Below are 16260 nucleotides of genomic sequence, written 5' to 3' on the forward strand. Positions count from 1 at the left end.
AAGTTTTATTTGTAGGGTAATTAACATCTGCCCAAAATTACACTAAGCGTTGAGCGTGTCAGTTTCGTGATAATGGGGTTACGAAATGGCTACATTTTTTATAGGAAATAAAGAATGTTAAAAGCACCTAGAGCTTTTCTCACAAGGCTTACTACTTGTTATTTGTTTTTAGGTGTATATACTTACAGGAACTGTATGAACAGACAGGTCTTTTATGCGCCCACTCACAGCTCGACAAACTGAAGTTTTAGAACTTATTAAAACAACCATGCAAGAAACGGGAATGCCGCCTACGCGTGCGGAAATTGCTCGTCAACTTGGTTTTCGTTCTGCCAACGCAGCAGAAGAACATTTGAAGGCATTGGCGCGTAAGGGCGTAATTGAAATTTTGCCTGGTACCTCTCGTGGTATTAAGCTAAATATCCCCCTTGAGGACACCGCACCAGAAGAAGAAGGTCTGCCTCTAATCGGGCGCGTGGCGGCTGGTGAGCCAATTTTGGCACAAGAGCATGTAGAATCTCACTACAAAGTCGACCCTGCTTTGTTTCAGCCTCAGGCAGACTTTTTACTTCGTGTAAACGGCATGAGTATGAAGGACATAGGTATCTTGGATGGCGATCTTCTTGCTGTACATCGCACGACTGATGTCCACAACGGTCAGGTAGTTGTAGCGCGGGTGGATGAAGACGTTACGGTTAAGCGTTTAGAAAAGCGCGGTCGTGAAGTATTACTTCATGCTGAAAACGAAGAGTTTTCGCCAATTAAAGTAGACCTTGCTAATGAGCCTTTTGCTATAGAAGGTATTGCCGTGGGTGTGATAAGAAACGCCGACTGGATGTAAGGTTTTAGCATCTTCAATCAAAAGCGGCGTATTAGCCGCTTTTTTTATGTCTTTTAGTACCAAATTTTAGTTAATTTTCTTAGTTTAGCGTTTATTGGTATGTTTCAAAATTATGAAATATGACATCACCATTGTATGAAAGATATGCGCTATTTGGCCCGAGTATAGAGTGGCTAAAGCACATTTATTATTTGAAAGTTTGTTTGAAAAACACGACAAGTGATGTGTTAACTGTTGATTTTGTGACCAAATAAAGCTTCATCCTTATCAACTCCCCGTTCAAAATGCGCGTTTGATTTTTTAAGCGCCGTCAGCACGCCTAATACCCACTCTACCAAAATTGTAACGCAACCCTGCCACATAAAATGATTAAAAATTAACCTCTTCATTAAATTTTTAATAGAAAAGACTAGACGGCACGGCATTATTGCGCAATTCTTATACAGAGATTAACAAAATAATAACAATGACTCTAAATTTGTTTTACAAGTTGAGGTGATGGGTCAATCGTTCGCAAACCATTTGGTAGGGCAGCGCGCAAAATAATCAGCGTTTTTGGTCTTGCTATTACGGAGGTGCTGAGTGAAACAACTAACGACCGTTTTCGCAAAGTGGTGTTCAACAATACCGTTTTTGCTTTTTTCCCCGTTACTTCTTGCGCAAGAAGTCAGTGAAGAAGTCTCTTCTCTTAATTTAAGACGCGGTGCCACCGACATCAGCGGGCAGGTTTATGATCTGCATATGCTGATGTTCTTTATATGCGTAGGGATTGCGGTAGTCGTGTTTGGGGTGATGTTTGCCTCAATGTATCTTCATCGGAAGTCTCGTGGCGCTAAGCCCGCTAACTTTCACGAAAACGTGAAGGTTGAAATAGCATGGACCGTTGTTCCTTTTCTTATTCTAATTTTTATGGCTGTGCCGGCGGCGAACACGCTTATTGCAATGGAAGATACGTCTGAGCCTGACATGACAGTGTTAGTCACGGGCTCTCAGTGGAAATGGCACTACAAGTACATGGACAGCGACGTGGAATTTTACTCACTGCTTGCTACTCAGCGTGAGCAAATAGAGAACAAATTCCAGAAAACAGACAATTACTTGCTTGAAGTTGACCGTCCGTTAGTCATTCCAACTGGGAAAAAAGTACGTTTTCTTATTACCTCTGACGACGTTATCCATTCGTGGTGGGTTCCAGATTTTGCCGTTAAAAAAGATGCAAACCCAGGCTTTATTAACGAGTCATGGGCCAAGGTCAATGAGCCGGGCATTTATCGCGGGCAGTGCGCAGAACTTTGCGGAAAAGACCATGGCTATATGCCAGTAGTGGTTATCGCTAAAGAGCCAGCAGAATTTGATAAATGGATGGGCGAACAAGAAGAAATTGTTCGCAAAGCCAAAGAAGAAGAGCAACGCCTACTTTCTATGAATATGTCCATGGATGAATTGATGAAAGAAGGCGAGCGCGTTTACAACGCCACGTGTGCAGCGTGCCATATGCCAAATGGTGAGGGTTTACCAGGTGTATTTCCGGCACTTAAAGGCAGCAAGATGGCGTTAGAAGATCAGCAAGGTCACATCGACATTGTCCTGCATGGTAAGGCGGGCACAGCTATGCAGGCGTTTAGCAAAATGCTGAGCCTTAAAGAAATTGCTGCGGTTGTCACTTACGAGCGCAATGCGTGGGGCAATAACACTGGCGATATGGTTCAAGCCAAAGACGTTAATGCAGTGGCAAACGGAAACTAGGAGCAGACAAATGAGCAAAGCAACTGAAGTTATTTCGCCAGATACCTCTGCGTCTCACATTGGTCAAGTAAATGGTGGGCACGCACAGGGCGATCACCTACATGATGACCATGAACACCACAACCATATTCCGAAAGGAGTAACGCGCTGGCTGTTTACTACTAACCATAAAGACATTGGTACACTTTACTTGTGGTTTGCCTTCATTATGTTTTTAGTTGGCGGCGCAATGGCCATGGTTATTCGCGCTGAACTGTTTCAGCCAGGCCTACAAATTGTAGAACCAAATTTCTTCAATCAAATGACCACTGTTCACGGGCTTATCATGGTGTTTGGTGCTGTAATGCCCGCCTTTACAGGGCTCGCGAACTGGCTTATTCCAATGATGATTGGCGCCCCAGATATGGCATTGCCGCGCATGAATAACTGGAGCTTTTGGATTTTACCTGGCGCCTTTTTGATTCTGCTTAGCTCGCTATTTATGGAAGGTGGTGGCCCTGCCTTTGGTTGGACTTTCTATGCGCCGCTCTCAACAACCTATAGTGGCGATTCCACCGCGCTGTTCGTGTTCTCTGTTCACATTATGGGTATCTCATCCATTATGGGTGCGATTAACGTGATAGTAACTATTTTCAATATGCGTGCGCCAGGCATGACTTGGATGAAAATGCCGCTATTCGTGTGGACGTGGCTTATCACTGCATTTTTGCTTATTGCCGTTATGCCGGTACTCGCCGGTGCAGTGACCATGGTATTAACAGACAAGTTCTTCGGAACCAGTTTCTTTGATGCCGCAGGTGGTGGCGACCCAGTTATGTTCCAGCACATTTTCTGGTTTTTCGGGCACCCCGAGGTCTACATCATGATCTTGCCTGCTTTCGGCATTATTTCGCAAATTGTCCCTACCTTTTCTAGAAAGCAGCTGTTTGGCTATGCCTCTATGGTGTACGCCACGGCGTCTATCGCTCTACTTTCTTTTGTAGTTTGGGCTCACCATATGTTTACCACGGGCATGCCGGTGTACATGGAAATGTTCTTTATGTTTGCCACCATGCTTATCTCTGTGCCCACTGGGGTTAAGGTGTTTAACTGGGTGGCGACCATGTGGCGTGGTTCACTAAGCTTTGAAATGCCAATGATGTTCGCTATTGCCTTCATTGTTCTGTTTACCATCGGTGGGCTATCAGGACTAATGCTGGCGATAACACCTGTGGATTTCCAATATCACGATACCTATTTTGTAGTGGCTCACTTTCACTATGTTCTGGTAACTGGGGCGGTCTTTTCAATTATGGCGGCCGTGTATTACTGGCTGCCTAAATGGACAGGCAAAATGTACGACACTACTTTGGCTAAATGGCATTTCTGGTGCTCTTTAGTATCGGTAAATGTGTTGTTCTTCCCTATGCACTTTGTTGGTTTAGCGGGTATGCCACGTCGTATTCCTGACTATGCATTACAGTTCGCTGATTTCAATAAATGGATAAGCTTGGGGGGCTTCGCTTTCGGTTTATCTCAGCTTATCTTCCTTGCCCTGCTTATTAAAGCGTGTAAAAAGCAAGGTGAAGCGGTATCGGCGCAAGTTTGGGATGGCGCAGAAGGGTTGGAATGGGAAATTCCATCCCCTGCTCCTTATCACACGTTTGAAACGCCGCCTGTCGTGAAGTAACGATAGGTGGGGTTTGTGAATTAGCCATTCTTGTAAAGCGCTAGGCAGTAACGGTAAGGATGGCATTCACATATTGCTGACGGTGAAGTAGGTAAGCGGCTACACAAGCGTTTACCAAGCTTCACTTTTGAAGTTACCCGGAGGTTGCGTGATGTCACAGCAAAGTGCAAATAACAAAATGGTTATCAAGCTTGTTGCTATTGTCATTGGCATGTTTGGCTTTGGCTTCGCCTTGGTTCCTTTGTATGACGTATTTTGTGACGTAGCGGGCATTAATGGCAAAACCGAGAACACGGCAGCCGTCTACCAATCAGTTGAGATTGATGAATCGCGAGAAGTGACCGTAGAGTTTATTACTCGTACAAATACCGGTATGCCGTGGGAGTTCCGCGCCGAAACTAAGCGTGTGAAAGTGCACCCCGGCGAGCTAAACACGGTATCGTTTTATGTGAGAAATCCTGCTTCAAGTAATATCGTCGCTCAAGCCATTCCCTCTGTATCCCCCGGCACAGCAGCGCTCTATCTGAATAAAACGGAATGCTTCTGCTTCAATCAGCAGCCACTTGATGCGGGGAGTGAGGCCTATATGCCTATGCAGTTCTACGTCGACCCGCAGCTTCCTGAAGATATAACCTTTTTTACCTTGCAGTACACACTCTATGACGTCACAGCGCGAGCCAGTGACCTAACGACAACACCGAATCCCTTTATGGCTTCAACACCATCAACTGGCGAATAAGCAGAAGGGATAAGGAGAAGAAAATGCAAACCGAAGTACAGAATCACGAATACCAAAAATACTATGTACCAGCACAAAGCCCATGGCCCATTGTAGGGGCCGTTGCTCTATTTCTTATCGCCGTAGGTGCAGGAAACTATGTGGTGCAGGCAACCAAAGGCGAAACCGGCTATGGCGGTCATATCCTTTTAGCGGGAATAGCCGTATTGCTGGTTATGCTAGTGGGCTGGTTTAAAAACCAAATTGATGAGTCTATGGCTGGGCTTTACAGCGACCAGCTAGGCCGTTCGTACCGCCAAGGCATGAGCTGGTTTATCTTTTCCGAAGTAATGTTTTTCGCTGCGTTTTTCGGTGCGCTCTACTACGCACGGTTTATCTCGGTTCCATGGCTTGGTGGTGCATCGAATAACGCTATGACCAACGAAGTCTTGTGGCCGACTTTTGAGGCAATGTGGCCGCTGGTATCAACGCCAGGCGGCATTACTACGCAAGAAATGAGCGCTGCTGGGCTACCGACTATTAATACAATTATCCTGCTCATTTCATCTATTACTTTGCACTTCGCCCATGTGGGTCTAGAGCAAAACAAACGCAAGCAGTTAACGCTAATGCTGGGCATTACCATTTTACTTGGGTGTGGGTTCCTGTTTTTACAGGTGGAAGAATATATACATGCTTATCGCGACCTAGGTCTTACTCTGCAGTCGGGCATTTACGGCAACACCTTCTTTATGCTGACCGGGTTTCACGGCATGCATGTGACCCTTGGCACCATCATTCTTATTGTATTGTTTTTTAGAGTGTTGAAGGGGCATTTCACACCAGAAAACCATTTCGCTTTTCAGGCGGGAAGCTGGTATTGGCACTTTGTAGATGTGGTGTGGGTCATGCTCTACATCTTTGTTTACGTGCTCTAAAAATAACGCCCCAAACTTAATAAGGTCTTGGGTTTGGGGTAATTAAACCAGTACCAATAGCGATAAGAATGATAACGACGATGATGGCAGAAGTGAGCACACGTCGACCAATATATTTGCTCATTGGCCCCTTAGATGTGTCGTTTTTTATCATAATGCGCATCGCCATGAACAGATTAACAATCATGTACAGTACCAAAACAACAAGGACTATTTTTATCAACATACTTACCTCTGTTTTTATTCTCATTTTGCGGGGTGCGAGATAATCATGCTTTTTCGCACTCGCCACGTTATTCCTTGGTTACTCACGGGTTTTAGTGTGGCGATTATGTGCGGGTTAGGTTACTGGCAACTTGATCGCATGGTCCAAAAGCAACAACGTTTAGCTAGCATAGCGCAAAAGCAAAGTAATGGAACCTTGAGTTTAGAAGAGGCACTGAACCACACAGATCCAAGAGATATCACCGTTTCTTTCAGTGGTTCCTTAGATGCAAATCACCTATTGCTTTTAGACAACCAGATTTACAATCAACGGGTAGGGTTTGACGTGATAGCGCCGGTATATACCAATGCCGGATGGCTTTTAGTGAACTTTGGCTGGGTGCCCGCACCAGATTTAACTCGCACCTTGCCGGATATAAGCTTTACGAGCGAAATTCGCGACTTTACCGGTGTCATCAGTGTGCCGGGTGATAACCCTTTAGTTAAAGAAACCAACATGGCCTTGGCGCAAAGCCCCGCGCTTATACAACACATCGAATTTCCCGAATTAAACGACGCCTTAGAGCGAAATTTTTTACCTTTTATTCTCCAACTTACTACGCCAGATCCTGCGTTTATTCGCGAACATCAGGCCGTTGTAATGTCTCCCGAAAAGCACCTGGGTTATGCCGTTCAGTGGTTCGGTTTAGCCATTGCCGCTGCGGCGATCGGTGGTTTTGCAATAAATAAGAAAGGACGTAGTTATGAGTAATGCTGCTTCGAAAAAAACGTTAATTATCATGGTAGCTGTGTTTGTTTTGCCTGTCGTCATGGCGAAACTTGCACTTGATAACGATTGGTTTACCAAAGGCGCTACTAATAAAGGTCAGCTGCTTGCGCCAACTATCGACATGAGTGCACTTTTAAAAGATGCAGAGCCCAAATGGCGTTTACTTTATGTCATGCCGAATGAGTGCGATGCAGTGTGCGAAAACGCACTTTTTAGTATTAACCAGGTATGGCTTGCTTTAGGTAAAGAGTCTGATCGCGCCCAAGCCGTGGTCGTTACGAGTGATTCAAGTGATCAGGTAGCGATAGCAGCCTTAGCCGACTACCCGTTTGTAGAAACCTTGCCGGTTACCACGCCAACTGCCCTCGCCTCTAGCAGCGTATATATCGTCGATACCCAAAATAACGCCATGCTCTTTTACGAAATCAAAGACGATAGAAAAGACGCGGTGATGGAAAGCCGCAACATGCTGGCGGACATGAGAAAGCTATTAAAGCTATCACGCATAGGATAAACGCTATGAAAAAGTTAACCCTATTCAGTATATTCTTAGCGGCTGTTGTTATCATTTTAGGTGCCTATACCCGTTTGACCGATGCCGGGTTAGGCTGCCCCGATTGGCCGGGGTGCTACGGTAATTTAACCGTGCCTTTGAGTGAGGAAAAGGTGTTGCAAGCCAACGCTGCTTTTCCTGAACGTCCAGTTGAAGCATTTAAGGCGTGGAATGAAATGATTCACCGCTATTTTGCTGGAGCGCTGGGACTGTGTGTACTGGCTATTGCCATTATTGCTGTTCGGCAGCGCGACAAAGGCACGCCTGTTAAACTGCCGCTTTTGCTTTTAGGGCTCATTATATTTCAAGCAGCCCTCGGTATGTGGACAGTGACGCTCAACCTCCTTCCCGTTGTCGTAATGGGGCATTTGTTAGGAGGCTTCTCCGTAATATCCTGCCTATTTATTCTCTATCTTCGCTTGCGCAATACCGCAGGCGGTGCACCGAAAACTAAACAAGCGCCCATAGCGTCAGCTATGCATGTTCAGGGCATTACCGACCTACCTCAAACCAAAACCTTTCAGCGAAACCTTAAACTTTTCGCCTTTGTTGGGCTTGGCGTGCTTGTGACACAGATAGCGCTGGGAGGGTGGACTTCTGCCAATTATGCTGCGTTAGCCTGTACGGAAATGCCAGTTTGTGAAAGCGGTTGGCAGGAAAGAATTGATATAGCAGGCGCATTCAGTGTGCCTGACGCTGACAACTATGAGTTTGGTGCTCACGATTACGGCGAGCGGGTCACTATGCATATCGTTCACAGGTTTGGCGCAGTTGTTACGTTTTTATACTTGTTAGCACTTGGTATAAACGTGTTAGTTAGCCGTAACGCCACAAATAAACAAAAGTATGTGAGCGCATTTATGCTGGTAGCACTGTGTACTCAAGTGGCTTTGGGGCTTAGTAACATTATCTTTATGCTGCCTTTGGCTGTCGCCGTCATGCATAACGCGGTTGCAGCGGTATTGCTCCTATCCTTGCTAAACCTTATTTTTACCGTTTTCCGAATTCTGGAAAACGATCAGGTTTTCAATTCAGAAAAGCAAAGTAAAGCGCCATTCTCAGTGTCTGAACCGCTGCAAGGCGCCTATAGAAAACAGCAGGCTTTTAGAAATAAGCAAGCCTTTAGAAACCAGCAAGCTCGTAATACATCATTACACGAATCTGAATACGCATCTTTACTCGGCTCTTTTCAAGATCCTTTGAGCGGGTCTACGTCCTCGCACATTCTCCCTAAAGCTCTAGGAGGTTTCCATGGCTAAATCGGTCTCTTTACATGCACGTACTTCCCGCCAACACAATATAGTAACGTGGCGCGACTATTACGAAATGACTAAGCCAAATGTGGTTATGTTGCTGTTGTTAACTGCGCTGGTGGGAATGTGTTTAGCTACGCCTACATGGGTAAATGCAACGGTACTCATCTGCGGCTTATTGGGTATTGGTATGTTATCGGCCTCTGCAGCAGTCATTAATCACGTTGTCGACCATAAGATAGACAGCGTCATGGCACGTACGTTTAACCGGCCTGTCGCGAAAGGCAAAGTCAGTGTGAACAACGCTCTGTGGTTTGCCGGTATCTTAGGTGTGGTAGGGTTCGTGGTGTTGGCGTTATTTGTAAATATGTTAACCGCGTGGCTGACCCTAGCGAGCTTAGTCGGGTACGCGTTCATCTATACCATGTATTTAAAACGCGCTACGCCTCAAAATATTGTTATCGGTGGTTTGGCGGGGGCCGCGCCGCCACTTTTAGGCTGGACGGCGGTAACCGGGGAAATACATGCCCATGCACTACTTTTGGTACTAATTATCTTTACTTGGACCCCTCCCCATTTTTGGGCCCTCGCCATCCATAGAGAAAAAGACTATGCCAAAGCGAAGGTGCCTATGCTGCCGGTAACCCATGGTGTGTCATTTACGAAAACTTCAGTATTGTTATATACAGTGTTACTAGGGCTTGTGTGCTTGCTTCCCTACCTTACAGGTATGAGCGACCTCATTTATTTAATTGGCTCAAGCGTGCTTAATATTGGATTTTTATATTATGCATTAAAGCTAAAATTTGATGCACAGCCTCAAACGGCAATGAAAACTTTTAGGTTCTCAATTATTCATCTCATGGTATTGTTTGTAGTATTACTCTTAGATCATTACATTCCATTGAGTTTATGAACCAACGAACTATTGTCGGTCTTGTTGCATTTTTAGCGTTATGTGCGGGCATTGTCGGGGCGCTTTACATAGCGCCTCCAAGTGTTGAAAGTCAGCCTGAATACTTTCAAACTTATCCTGAGCCAAGAGCATTATCACCTTTTACACTAACGTCACATGAAGGTGACGTATTCGATAATTCCTCGCTAAAAGGCCAATGGAGCTTAGTATTTGTGGGCTATACATTTTGCCCAGATATCTGTCCCACTACCATGGCCGAGTTGAACGGAATATACCCTGAACTAAAAGCGTTAAATACTGTCGAACCAATTCGAGTTGTATTTGTATCCGTTGATCCGAATCGCGATTCAATAGAAAGACTTTCAGAGTATGTGAGCTATTTTAATGAGGAGTTCATCGCTGTTACCGGAGAGCACAAAGCGCTATTCCCGTTCGTACGTAATTTAGGGATGATGTATGCTATTGCTGAAAGTACCGATAACCCCAACTATTTAGTTGATCACAGTGCATCTGTTGTACTTGTCGACCCTGAGGCTAGGGTGATAGGAAGATTCAAACCAAAAAGAGAGCCAGGAAAGCTATCGATAAGTGATTCTCAGCAAATATTGGCAGATATGCCGATAATTACCTCGAAGCAGTAGTATGGAAATAGAAATTAGGCAAGGTGTGGCATCTGATGCCGCGCAAACTACGCCGCTCATATTGAACGCGGCGCAGTCATTATTAACGTCTATTTTTGGACATAATAAGAATAAAACAGCCGATGGTTACCTTGCTCATGCTTGGGAACTAGGCGGCGGTCAGTATGGCTTCAACAATCATTGGGTGGCATGCAGTGGTGACGAAGTGCTAGGCGTGGTAACTGCTTGGCATAGCAAACTGGGTGCTGCATTTGATAGAGCAACTCTAGACAGCATAACGTCATATTTTACGCTTGATGAAGCTATGACAGTACTCATGCGTAACCAAACAGTAGCGGTAAACCTTACACCCCCCACCAATACAGAGCTTATGATTGGTCATCTTTCAGTAGAAGAGAGTGCCCGCCGTGCGGGGGTAGGCTCAATGCTGGTAGATACAATGCACGCACGAGCGGAAAAATTGAAAAAACGTAAACTTGTGCTTGATGTAGAAGTGTCGAACGTGCCAGCTATTCGTTTTTACCAACACCACGGGTTTGAAGAAGAGTCGATAAATAAAGGCTTTATAAGATTTGCCCGTAACGTTTAGGTAAACGTTTCCTTATATAAGCGCGAGTTCATTGACGCGAACTCGCGAGCCCCACATCAGGCTAATTCCAAGTCAAAACTTTTAATTTACTTAGTCAGGATAATTGCCGCTTTCATCTGCTACAAAGAAAGGCGTAGAGTACCAATAATACCGTCCAGCTTGAGTATTGGATGGTGCTGTACAGTTCACCCGTGAACGTCCTACGGGAAGTGCCTTATCTAAGGTGAACGAAAGCACCTTACCTTCAAGATTTGTCTCGATAGTATCGCCCCCAAAAAAACAATTAACCTGAGTAAGGCGCACATCGTCACTGTCTATCGTCAAGCTTATGGGTGAGGACAAGGTTCGTGTCGTCATGCGAGGGTTTTCGTGTGTACTGTGTGTTACTGGCATTGCCAGGCTATTTAGCTTGGTCTTAAGTGTTGCAAGGTTGGCGTAAGGCCCCGCTGCTGGAAACCGTGGAAGCGCTTGCATGTTGCTATTTGGGCCTACAGCTCCAGAGTGTTGACCAAACCCAATGTAACCTTCTGCTTCGAGCTTATTAGCAAGCGCTGTATTGTACTCCCCAAATGGGTACGCTAGATATTTAAGGCTTATATTTAGCTTGTCTTTTATCTTCTTTTCAGCACTCTCTACGTTTTCCCACACTTTTTTCAGCCATGCGCGCTCGCCCATCGTTTGCTCACCGTTTAGCATGTGAAGATGATCTAGCGTGTGATTGGCAAAAGTAACACCGTCGTTATGCATGGCAATCACTTGGTCCCACGTCAGCTGCTTCGGGCCTACACCAATTTCATCGGGGTTGATAAATACCGTGTACGGGAAACCTAGGTCAGCCAGTATTGGGTGAGCATTGTGTAAGATATTCGCGTAACCATCGTCAAACGTGATAGCCACTGCTTTTTCTGGCAGTGTTTTGTTGTCTTGTATAGCTGAAACAACGTCCTGAATCGGCACCACAGTGTGATGTGCATCTAAGTATTCCATATGCGATTTAAATGCCTCAGGCGAAATGCTAGTGCTGGCCGGTGTAGATGAAGACACGTGGTGATAAAGCAAAATGGACGCGTTAGGTATGGTGCTAACACTCATTTTACTGGTTTCAGCGCCTTGCTCTTGCGTGTGGTGAGCCTTATTAGCATCGGCATCCAAATCAGTTGCAAAGCCAGGTGAGCTTAACGATACACAGAAAACGCCCGCAAGCATTGAATATAAAACTTTCAAACTCGTGGATTGCTTTGTTCTTTTTTGAATTAGGTAGTTGTTTTTCATATCTTCATCCACTGAGTGCCTGATTAAAATAAATAGCATGGTAAACTCTCAAGAAGCAGAGCTTAACTGTCTATTACGCAGATAGACAAGTTCACCTTTCACTAATGGTGATGCATAGCCTGTTAGTATATAGCGAAACCAACCTTTACTGAGATCATTTATGTCCCGTGCCGAAGTAAGCCAGCGCTCCTTTTTTGACGACCATACCCGTCTGTTAGCGCTAGCGCTTCCTATGATCCTAGCGAATGTTACCACGCCTTTATTGGGCTTAGTGGATACCGCAGTTTTAGGGCACATGTCGTTACCTGCTATGCTTGCTGGCGCTTCGGTAGGCGCACTTATTTTAACGCAAATATACTGGGTATGCGGGTTTCTTCGCATGTCTTCAACAGGCTTAAGTGCGCAAGCGAAAGGGTCGCCCAATAATAGGTTAGAATCGGCCAAGGTATTGTGGCAAACGGTGGCTGTGGCCTTATTGTTAGGTGCAGTCATTCTGGTTCTTCAATCCCCTATCCTTTCTATAGGGTTAACCTTAACTCAACCTAATAACGAAGTAGCCCTACACCTTCAAAGCTATTTTTCTGTGCGCGTATGGGGCGCGCCTGCTGCCATGCTTAATCTTGCGTTGGTAGGGTGGCTAGTGGGGCAGCAAAAAACGCGCAGTGTTATGACTATTCAAATTGTGGGCAATCTACTGAATGCTGCACTTGATGTGGTATTTGTATTTTCACTGAATATGTCAGTAGCAGGTGTGGCATTAGCCAGTGTTATTGCTGAATATACTATGGCCATAATGGCGCTTATGGTGGCATTTAAACATGTTGGCGGTGTAGCGGTAAGTGCGTCTTGGTTTAACCGGGCGGCACGTAAGGTGCTAATGAAGTTAAACGGCGATATGTTACTACGAAATCTGGCACTGCAAGGCTGCCTAGCGTTCCTCACTATTCAAGGAGCCCGTTACGGTGAAACGTCGGCGGCAGTCAATGCCATACTTATGCAGTTCTTTGTTTTAATTGCATTGGGGCTTGATGGTATTGCCTATGGTGTGGAGGCGCTGGTGGGTGAAGCCAAAGGGGCGTCTGATAGCAGTGAAGTGAAACGGCGTACTTACCAAGGGTTAGCCTGGTCAAGCTTGTTTGCCCTCATCTACAGCCTGATATTCTGGTTAGCAGGTGAAGCCATTGTCGAACTGCTTACTGAGCATGGTGGCATCGTAGACGCAGCGCAGCCTTACCTAAGTTTAATGGTATTGCTTCCTCTGTTGGCCCACTGGTGCTTTTTGTACGACGGTGTGTTTGTTGGTCTTACTCGAGCAAGTGCAATGCGAAATACCATGATAATAAGTGCATTAGGTGTGTATTTCCCTGTTTGGTACCTCACGCAAGAACAAGGTAACGTTAGCCTATGGTATGCCCTACTCGCCTTTTTACTCGCTCGCGGCGTAACACTGGCGTGGAGTTTTTATCGTTTAGATAAACGCGATGAACTAGCGGCATCGCAAAGCTAGTGTTTTTAGAGCGTATCGTTGACCTTATTTAGGGAGGACGTGCCTAGCACGCTGCTTCTTTAAGTCTTCCTGATGCATTATTCCGCTTTATTTTTGCTCTGTTCTTTTTTGCACAATGATAATTGTGTGTAGCTCGGGGTGCTGATCAAATTCAACGTGGCGAATAAACCCGCCAGCTTTCATCAATATTTCCAAATATCTATGTAGCCCAAGCGAGGCGTAGTAGACTTCTGGTCCCATCACCTTATTTGTGTGCTCTCCACTTTCACCCGTGCTACCGCAGCTAAAAAGTAACACGCCCTCATCGTTTAAGTGATTCATTAGCTTCTTTAGCAAAGGCTCTTGCTGCGTCAAAGGAATATGCCAAAAGCTATCCCAAGCGCTTATGAAGGAATAGTGCTTAGTTAATGTAAACGTGCAAATGTCGGCGCAATAAAAGGTATGGGCAGGTGCCTGCGACTTAGCTATAGCCAGCATATCTTTAGAAACATCAATGCCTTCGTACGTTAACCCTTTATTTTCGATAATGGGAACAAAGCGGTTGGTACAGCCGCATCCAATGTCTAGTGCGTAGCCGCGGTCCTGTGCTTCTCCCTCTTTAGGCGCCCTACTATGCACTCTGTTATGCTCTAGTTGTGCGGCTTGCGGCAAAAACGACAGAGCTTTTTGATAGGCAGTTATGCCATTTTTCTGATTAAACTCGGGTCGAGTCCAGCGATGAGTAATAGTGTCGTAGGCCTTGCCAGTTTCTTCAGGAGTCATATGCTATCTGTTAGCTGAACTTTTGCTTCTTTAAGATTAATTCATCTAGCAAAAATGTATAGTGGGAAAGTGTATACAGAGAAGTGTATGCAGGGAGGGAAAAGACGCTACCTGCCTTGGTCATAAACTGCCAACAGATAACGCCTATACTTTTTCGCATTATTTCAACCTATTAGGCTGCTCGACATAAAATCAGGCTTAATGCTTTATTTTCTTACTATGTGCGTGGCGCAGAGTTTATTACCGGACGGGTCTCGCAGGTAAGCAAGGTATAATTGGCGTTCGCTATTTCCCCGAATGCCTGGTGGGTCTTCACATGGAACTCCCCCATTTTCGCTTCCAACTTTATGCCATTCATCTACAATCTCTGGTGTACGCGCTGCGAGACCAAGGGTTGTTCCATTGCCGTGTGTCGCTTCCTCGCCATTAATTGGCTTGGTTAGGGCTAAAATACCTTTGGGCGTGTAGTAAAACACACGTCCATATTCATCAAAAACGCCTGGCTCGTAACCCAATACACCTAAAATAGCGTCATAGAATTTCTTCGACGCTTCAAGGTCGTTTGCACCTAACATAACGTGGCTAAACATAGTTGTGTCCTCTGAAATAGTAGGGGTAACCCCTTTTATAAAATTAGGTCATTCGTGCTCTGCTCTAGTTTATTTATAGCCCTAAAGCGAAGTCTACCGCAGCTTTAGCATGGATAGCGGTAGTGTCGTATAACCTAATCTTGGTATGCTGTTGTTGCACTAATAACGCAATTTCGGTGCAGCCTAGAATAATGCCTTCAGCACCCTTGGCCGCAAGCGCGTTTATTACTTCAATATACGCCTTACGAGAATCAACACAAATCACGCCCTTGCATAATTGTTCATAAATAATGTTATGAATCGTGTCTCGTTGTGCATACTTTAGCGCAGTAAAATGGCTGGAATTAAGTAGATGAGTGAAATTACTAGAACTTAGGCGGCGGTTTCTTATTTTTTATAAACGAGAAGCGCTGAATGAAAATGCCCCAGTAGCCAAACATGGCAATAGCAAAACCAAGAAATAGCACAAGAAGGCTTAGGTAGCGCAGTGCGATATGAAATTCGCTAAGGGTAAACAACAGCAAGACGCCGACAACGAAAATAGATAAGCCTATTTTGAATCGTTGCCAGCTCTTGAGTGGATCTTGCGTCAGCATAAGGGCAGCATTGTACTGTGCACCTAAATAAGCGCAGTATTGCGCTTAGTAGTAAGAGTGCTCACCAGCTTGGTGTTCAGTTGCATCGCGCACGCCTTTAAGCTCGCCAGCAAACTGTTCAATCATTTGCTTCTCGATACCTTCTTTAAGCGTCACGTCTACCATTGAGCAGCCATTACAGCCACCGCCGAATTGAAGAATAGCGTAGCCATCATCAGTTAACTCGGTAAGTACAACATTACCCCCGTGGCTAGCTAGCTGCGGATTGATTTCTGATTCGATCATGTAGTTGATTCGCTCGACTAAAGGGGCATCGTCGGCCACTTTGCGCGCTTTAGCATTAGGCGCTTTAAGTGTTAATTGTGAGCCCATTTGATCGGTAACGTAGTCAATTTCCGCCTCATCGAGGTAAGGTGCACTTTCTTCGTCTACCACGGCATCGAAGCCGTTAAACGTTAGGCGAGTGTCTGTTTCTTCGACAGCGTCTGGCGGGCAATAGGACACGCCACACTCAGCTGACGAGGTGCCTGGGTTTACGACGAATACACGAATATTCGTGCCAGACTCTTGTTTACTCAGCAGTTTTACGAAGTGAGCCTGGGCTTCTTCTGATATAGTTATCATCAGCAAGTCCTACATATTTTGAAAATTTAGATTATTGTATCAAATTTACCT

Annotated in this window: 18 protein-coding genes and 1 pseudogene; 12 read left to right on the top strand and 7 right to left on the bottom strand. The window is 45.3% G+C overall.

The features are described from left to right. The first annotated feature begins 214 nt into the window (after nt 1-214). The 5 genes from lexA (at nt 215) to IW644_RS12590 (ending at nt 5912) form a co-directional block, all read left to right on the top strand. On the top strand, nt 215-841 hold the full coding sequence (lexA, locus tag IW644_RS12570) for a transcriptional repressor LexA (RefSeq protein ID WP_269917890.1): 627 nt from the start codon (nt 215-217) through the stop codon (nt 839-841). A 582-nt stretch (nt 842-1423) separates the two neighbouring features. Next, a complete protein-coding gene (gene coxB, locus IW644_RS12575; RefSeq protein WP_179985046.1) occupies nt 1424-2587 on the top strand; it encodes a cytochrome c oxidase subunit II in 1164 nt (387 codons plus the stop codon). Between the two features lie 10 nt (nt 2588-2597). Then, nucleotides 2598-4256: a cytochrome c oxidase subunit I gene (gene ctaD, locus IW644_RS12580; RefSeq protein WP_269917891.1), complete on the top strand. Its 1659-nt coding sequence runs from the start codon at nt 2598-2600 to the stop codon at nt 4254-4256. A gap of 151 nt (nt 4257-4407) precedes the next feature. After that, nucleotides 4408-4995 (top strand): cytochrome c oxidase assembly protein, encoded by a 588-nt coding sequence (locus IW644_RS12585; protein WP_179985293.1) that lies wholly within the window; start codon nt 4408-4410, stop codon nt 4993-4995. 23 nt (nt 4996-5018) lie between these two features. Further along, nucleotides 5019-5912: a cytochrome c oxidase subunit 3 gene (locus IW644_RS12590; RefSeq protein WP_118491159.1), complete on the top strand. Its 894-nt coding sequence runs from the start codon at nt 5019-5021 to the stop codon at nt 5910-5912. Nucleotides 5913-5928: 16 nt separating this feature from the next. Here the strand turns inward: IW644_RS12590 and IW644_RS12595 are convergent, their stop codons facing one another. Then, complete coding sequence (locus IW644_RS12595; RefSeq protein ID WP_269917972.1) at nt 5929-6138, bottom strand: DUF2909 domain-containing protein; 210 nt, start codon at nt 6136-6138, stop codon at nt 5929-5931. 45 nt (nt 6139-6183) lie between these two features. Between IW644_RS12595 and IW644_RS12600 the strand changes: the two genes are divergently transcribed. Genes IW644_RS12600 through IW644_RS12625 form a run of 6 tightly spaced genes read left to right on the top strand, consistent with a single transcriptional unit; the run spans nt 6184 to nt 10858 of the window. Then, nucleotides 6184-6888, top strand: coding sequence for an SURF1 family protein (locus IW644_RS12600; protein ID WP_269917892.1), 705 nt, complete (start codon nt 6184-6186; stop codon nt 6886-6888). Continuing rightward, nucleotides 6881-7420 carry a hypothetical protein gene (locus IW644_RS12605; RefSeq protein WP_179985043.1) on the top strand — a complete coding sequence of 180 codons (540 nt, stop codon included), beginning with the start codon at nt 6881-6883 and terminating at the stop codon, nt 7418-7420. Before IW644_RS12600 ends, IW644_RS12605 begins: the two co-directional genes overlap by 8 nt. 5 nt (nt 7421-7425) lie before the next feature. After that, nucleotides 7426-8718 (top strand): COX15/CtaA family protein, encoded by a 1293-nt coding sequence (locus IW644_RS12610; protein ID WP_269917893.1) that lies wholly within the window; start codon nt 7426-7428, stop codon nt 8716-8718. Continuing rightward, the gene (gene cyoE / locus IW644_RS12615) at nt 8711-9628 is read left to right on the top strand and encodes a heme o synthase (RefSeq protein ID WP_269917894.1); all 918 of its coding nucleotides are present in this window, start codon (nt 8711-8713) and stop codon (nt 9626-9628) included. Before IW644_RS12610 ends, cyoE begins: the two co-directional genes overlap by 8 nt. After that, on the top strand, nt 9625-10269 hold the full coding sequence (locus tag IW644_RS12620) for an SCO family protein (RefSeq protein WP_269917895.1): 645 nt from the start codon (nt 9625-9627) through the stop codon (nt 10267-10269). The genes cyoE and IW644_RS12620 overlap by 4 nt, the downstream gene beginning before the upstream one ends. A gap of 1 nt (nt 10270) precedes the next feature. Further along, nucleotides 10271-10858, top strand: coding sequence for a GNAT family N-acetyltransferase (locus IW644_RS12625; RefSeq protein ID WP_269917896.1), 588 nt, complete (start codon nt 10271-10273; stop codon nt 10856-10858). 90 nt (nt 10859-10948) lie between these two features. Here IW644_RS12625 and IW644_RS12630 read toward each other — a convergent pair whose 3' ends face one another. Next, nucleotides 10949-12169, bottom strand: a complete 1221-nt coding sequence (locus IW644_RS12630) for a polysaccharide deacetylase family protein (protein WP_269917897.1) — start codon at nt 12167-12169, stop codon at nt 10949-10951. A 121-nt stretch (nt 12170-12290) separates the two neighbouring features. Between IW644_RS12630 and IW644_RS12635 the strand changes: the two genes are divergently transcribed. Beyond that, complete coding sequence (locus IW644_RS12635) at nt 12291-13637, top strand: MATE family efflux transporter (protein WP_269917898.1); 1347 nt, start codon at nt 12291-12293, stop codon at nt 13635-13637. Nucleotides 13638-13724: 87 nt separating this feature from the next. Here IW644_RS12635 and IW644_RS12640 read toward each other — a convergent pair whose 3' ends face one another. The 5 genes and pseudogenes from IW644_RS12640 to nfuA form a co-directional block, all read right to left on the bottom strand. Next, entirely contained in the window at nt 13725-14399 is a 675-nt protein-coding gene (locus tag IW644_RS12640; RefSeq protein ID WP_269917899.1) for a class I SAM-dependent DNA methyltransferase, read from the bottom strand. A gap of 206 nt (nt 14400-14605) precedes the next feature. Then, nucleotides 14606-14989, bottom strand: coding sequence for a VOC family protein (locus tag IW644_RS12645; RefSeq protein WP_269917900.1), 384 nt, complete (start codon nt 14987-14989; stop codon nt 14606-14608). A 73-nt stretch (nt 14990-15062) separates the two neighbouring features. After that, nucleotides 15063-15302, bottom strand: a pseudogene (locus IW644_RS12650) (aspartate/glutamate racemase family protein); the annotation flags it as partial. Nucleotides 15303-15354: 52 nt separating this feature from the next. Beyond that, nucleotides 15355-15585 (bottom strand): hypothetical protein, encoded by a 231-nt coding sequence (locus tag IW644_RS12655; protein ID WP_269917901.1) that lies wholly within the window; start codon nt 15583-15585, stop codon nt 15355-15357. A 45-nt stretch (nt 15586-15630) separates the two neighbouring features. Continuing rightward, nucleotides 15631-16209 (bottom strand): Fe-S biogenesis protein NfuA, encoded by a 579-nt coding sequence (gene nfuA, locus IW644_RS12660; protein ID WP_118491185.1) that lies wholly within the window; start codon nt 16207-16209, stop codon nt 15631-15633. Nucleotides 16210-16260 lie beyond the last annotated feature (51 nt).

This window comes from Alteromonas sp. PRIM-21 (assembly GCF_027563165.1).
Taxonomy (GTDB): Bacteria; Pseudomonadota; Gammaproteobacteria; order Enterobacterales; family Alteromonadaceae; genus Alteromonas; species Alteromonas macleodii_A.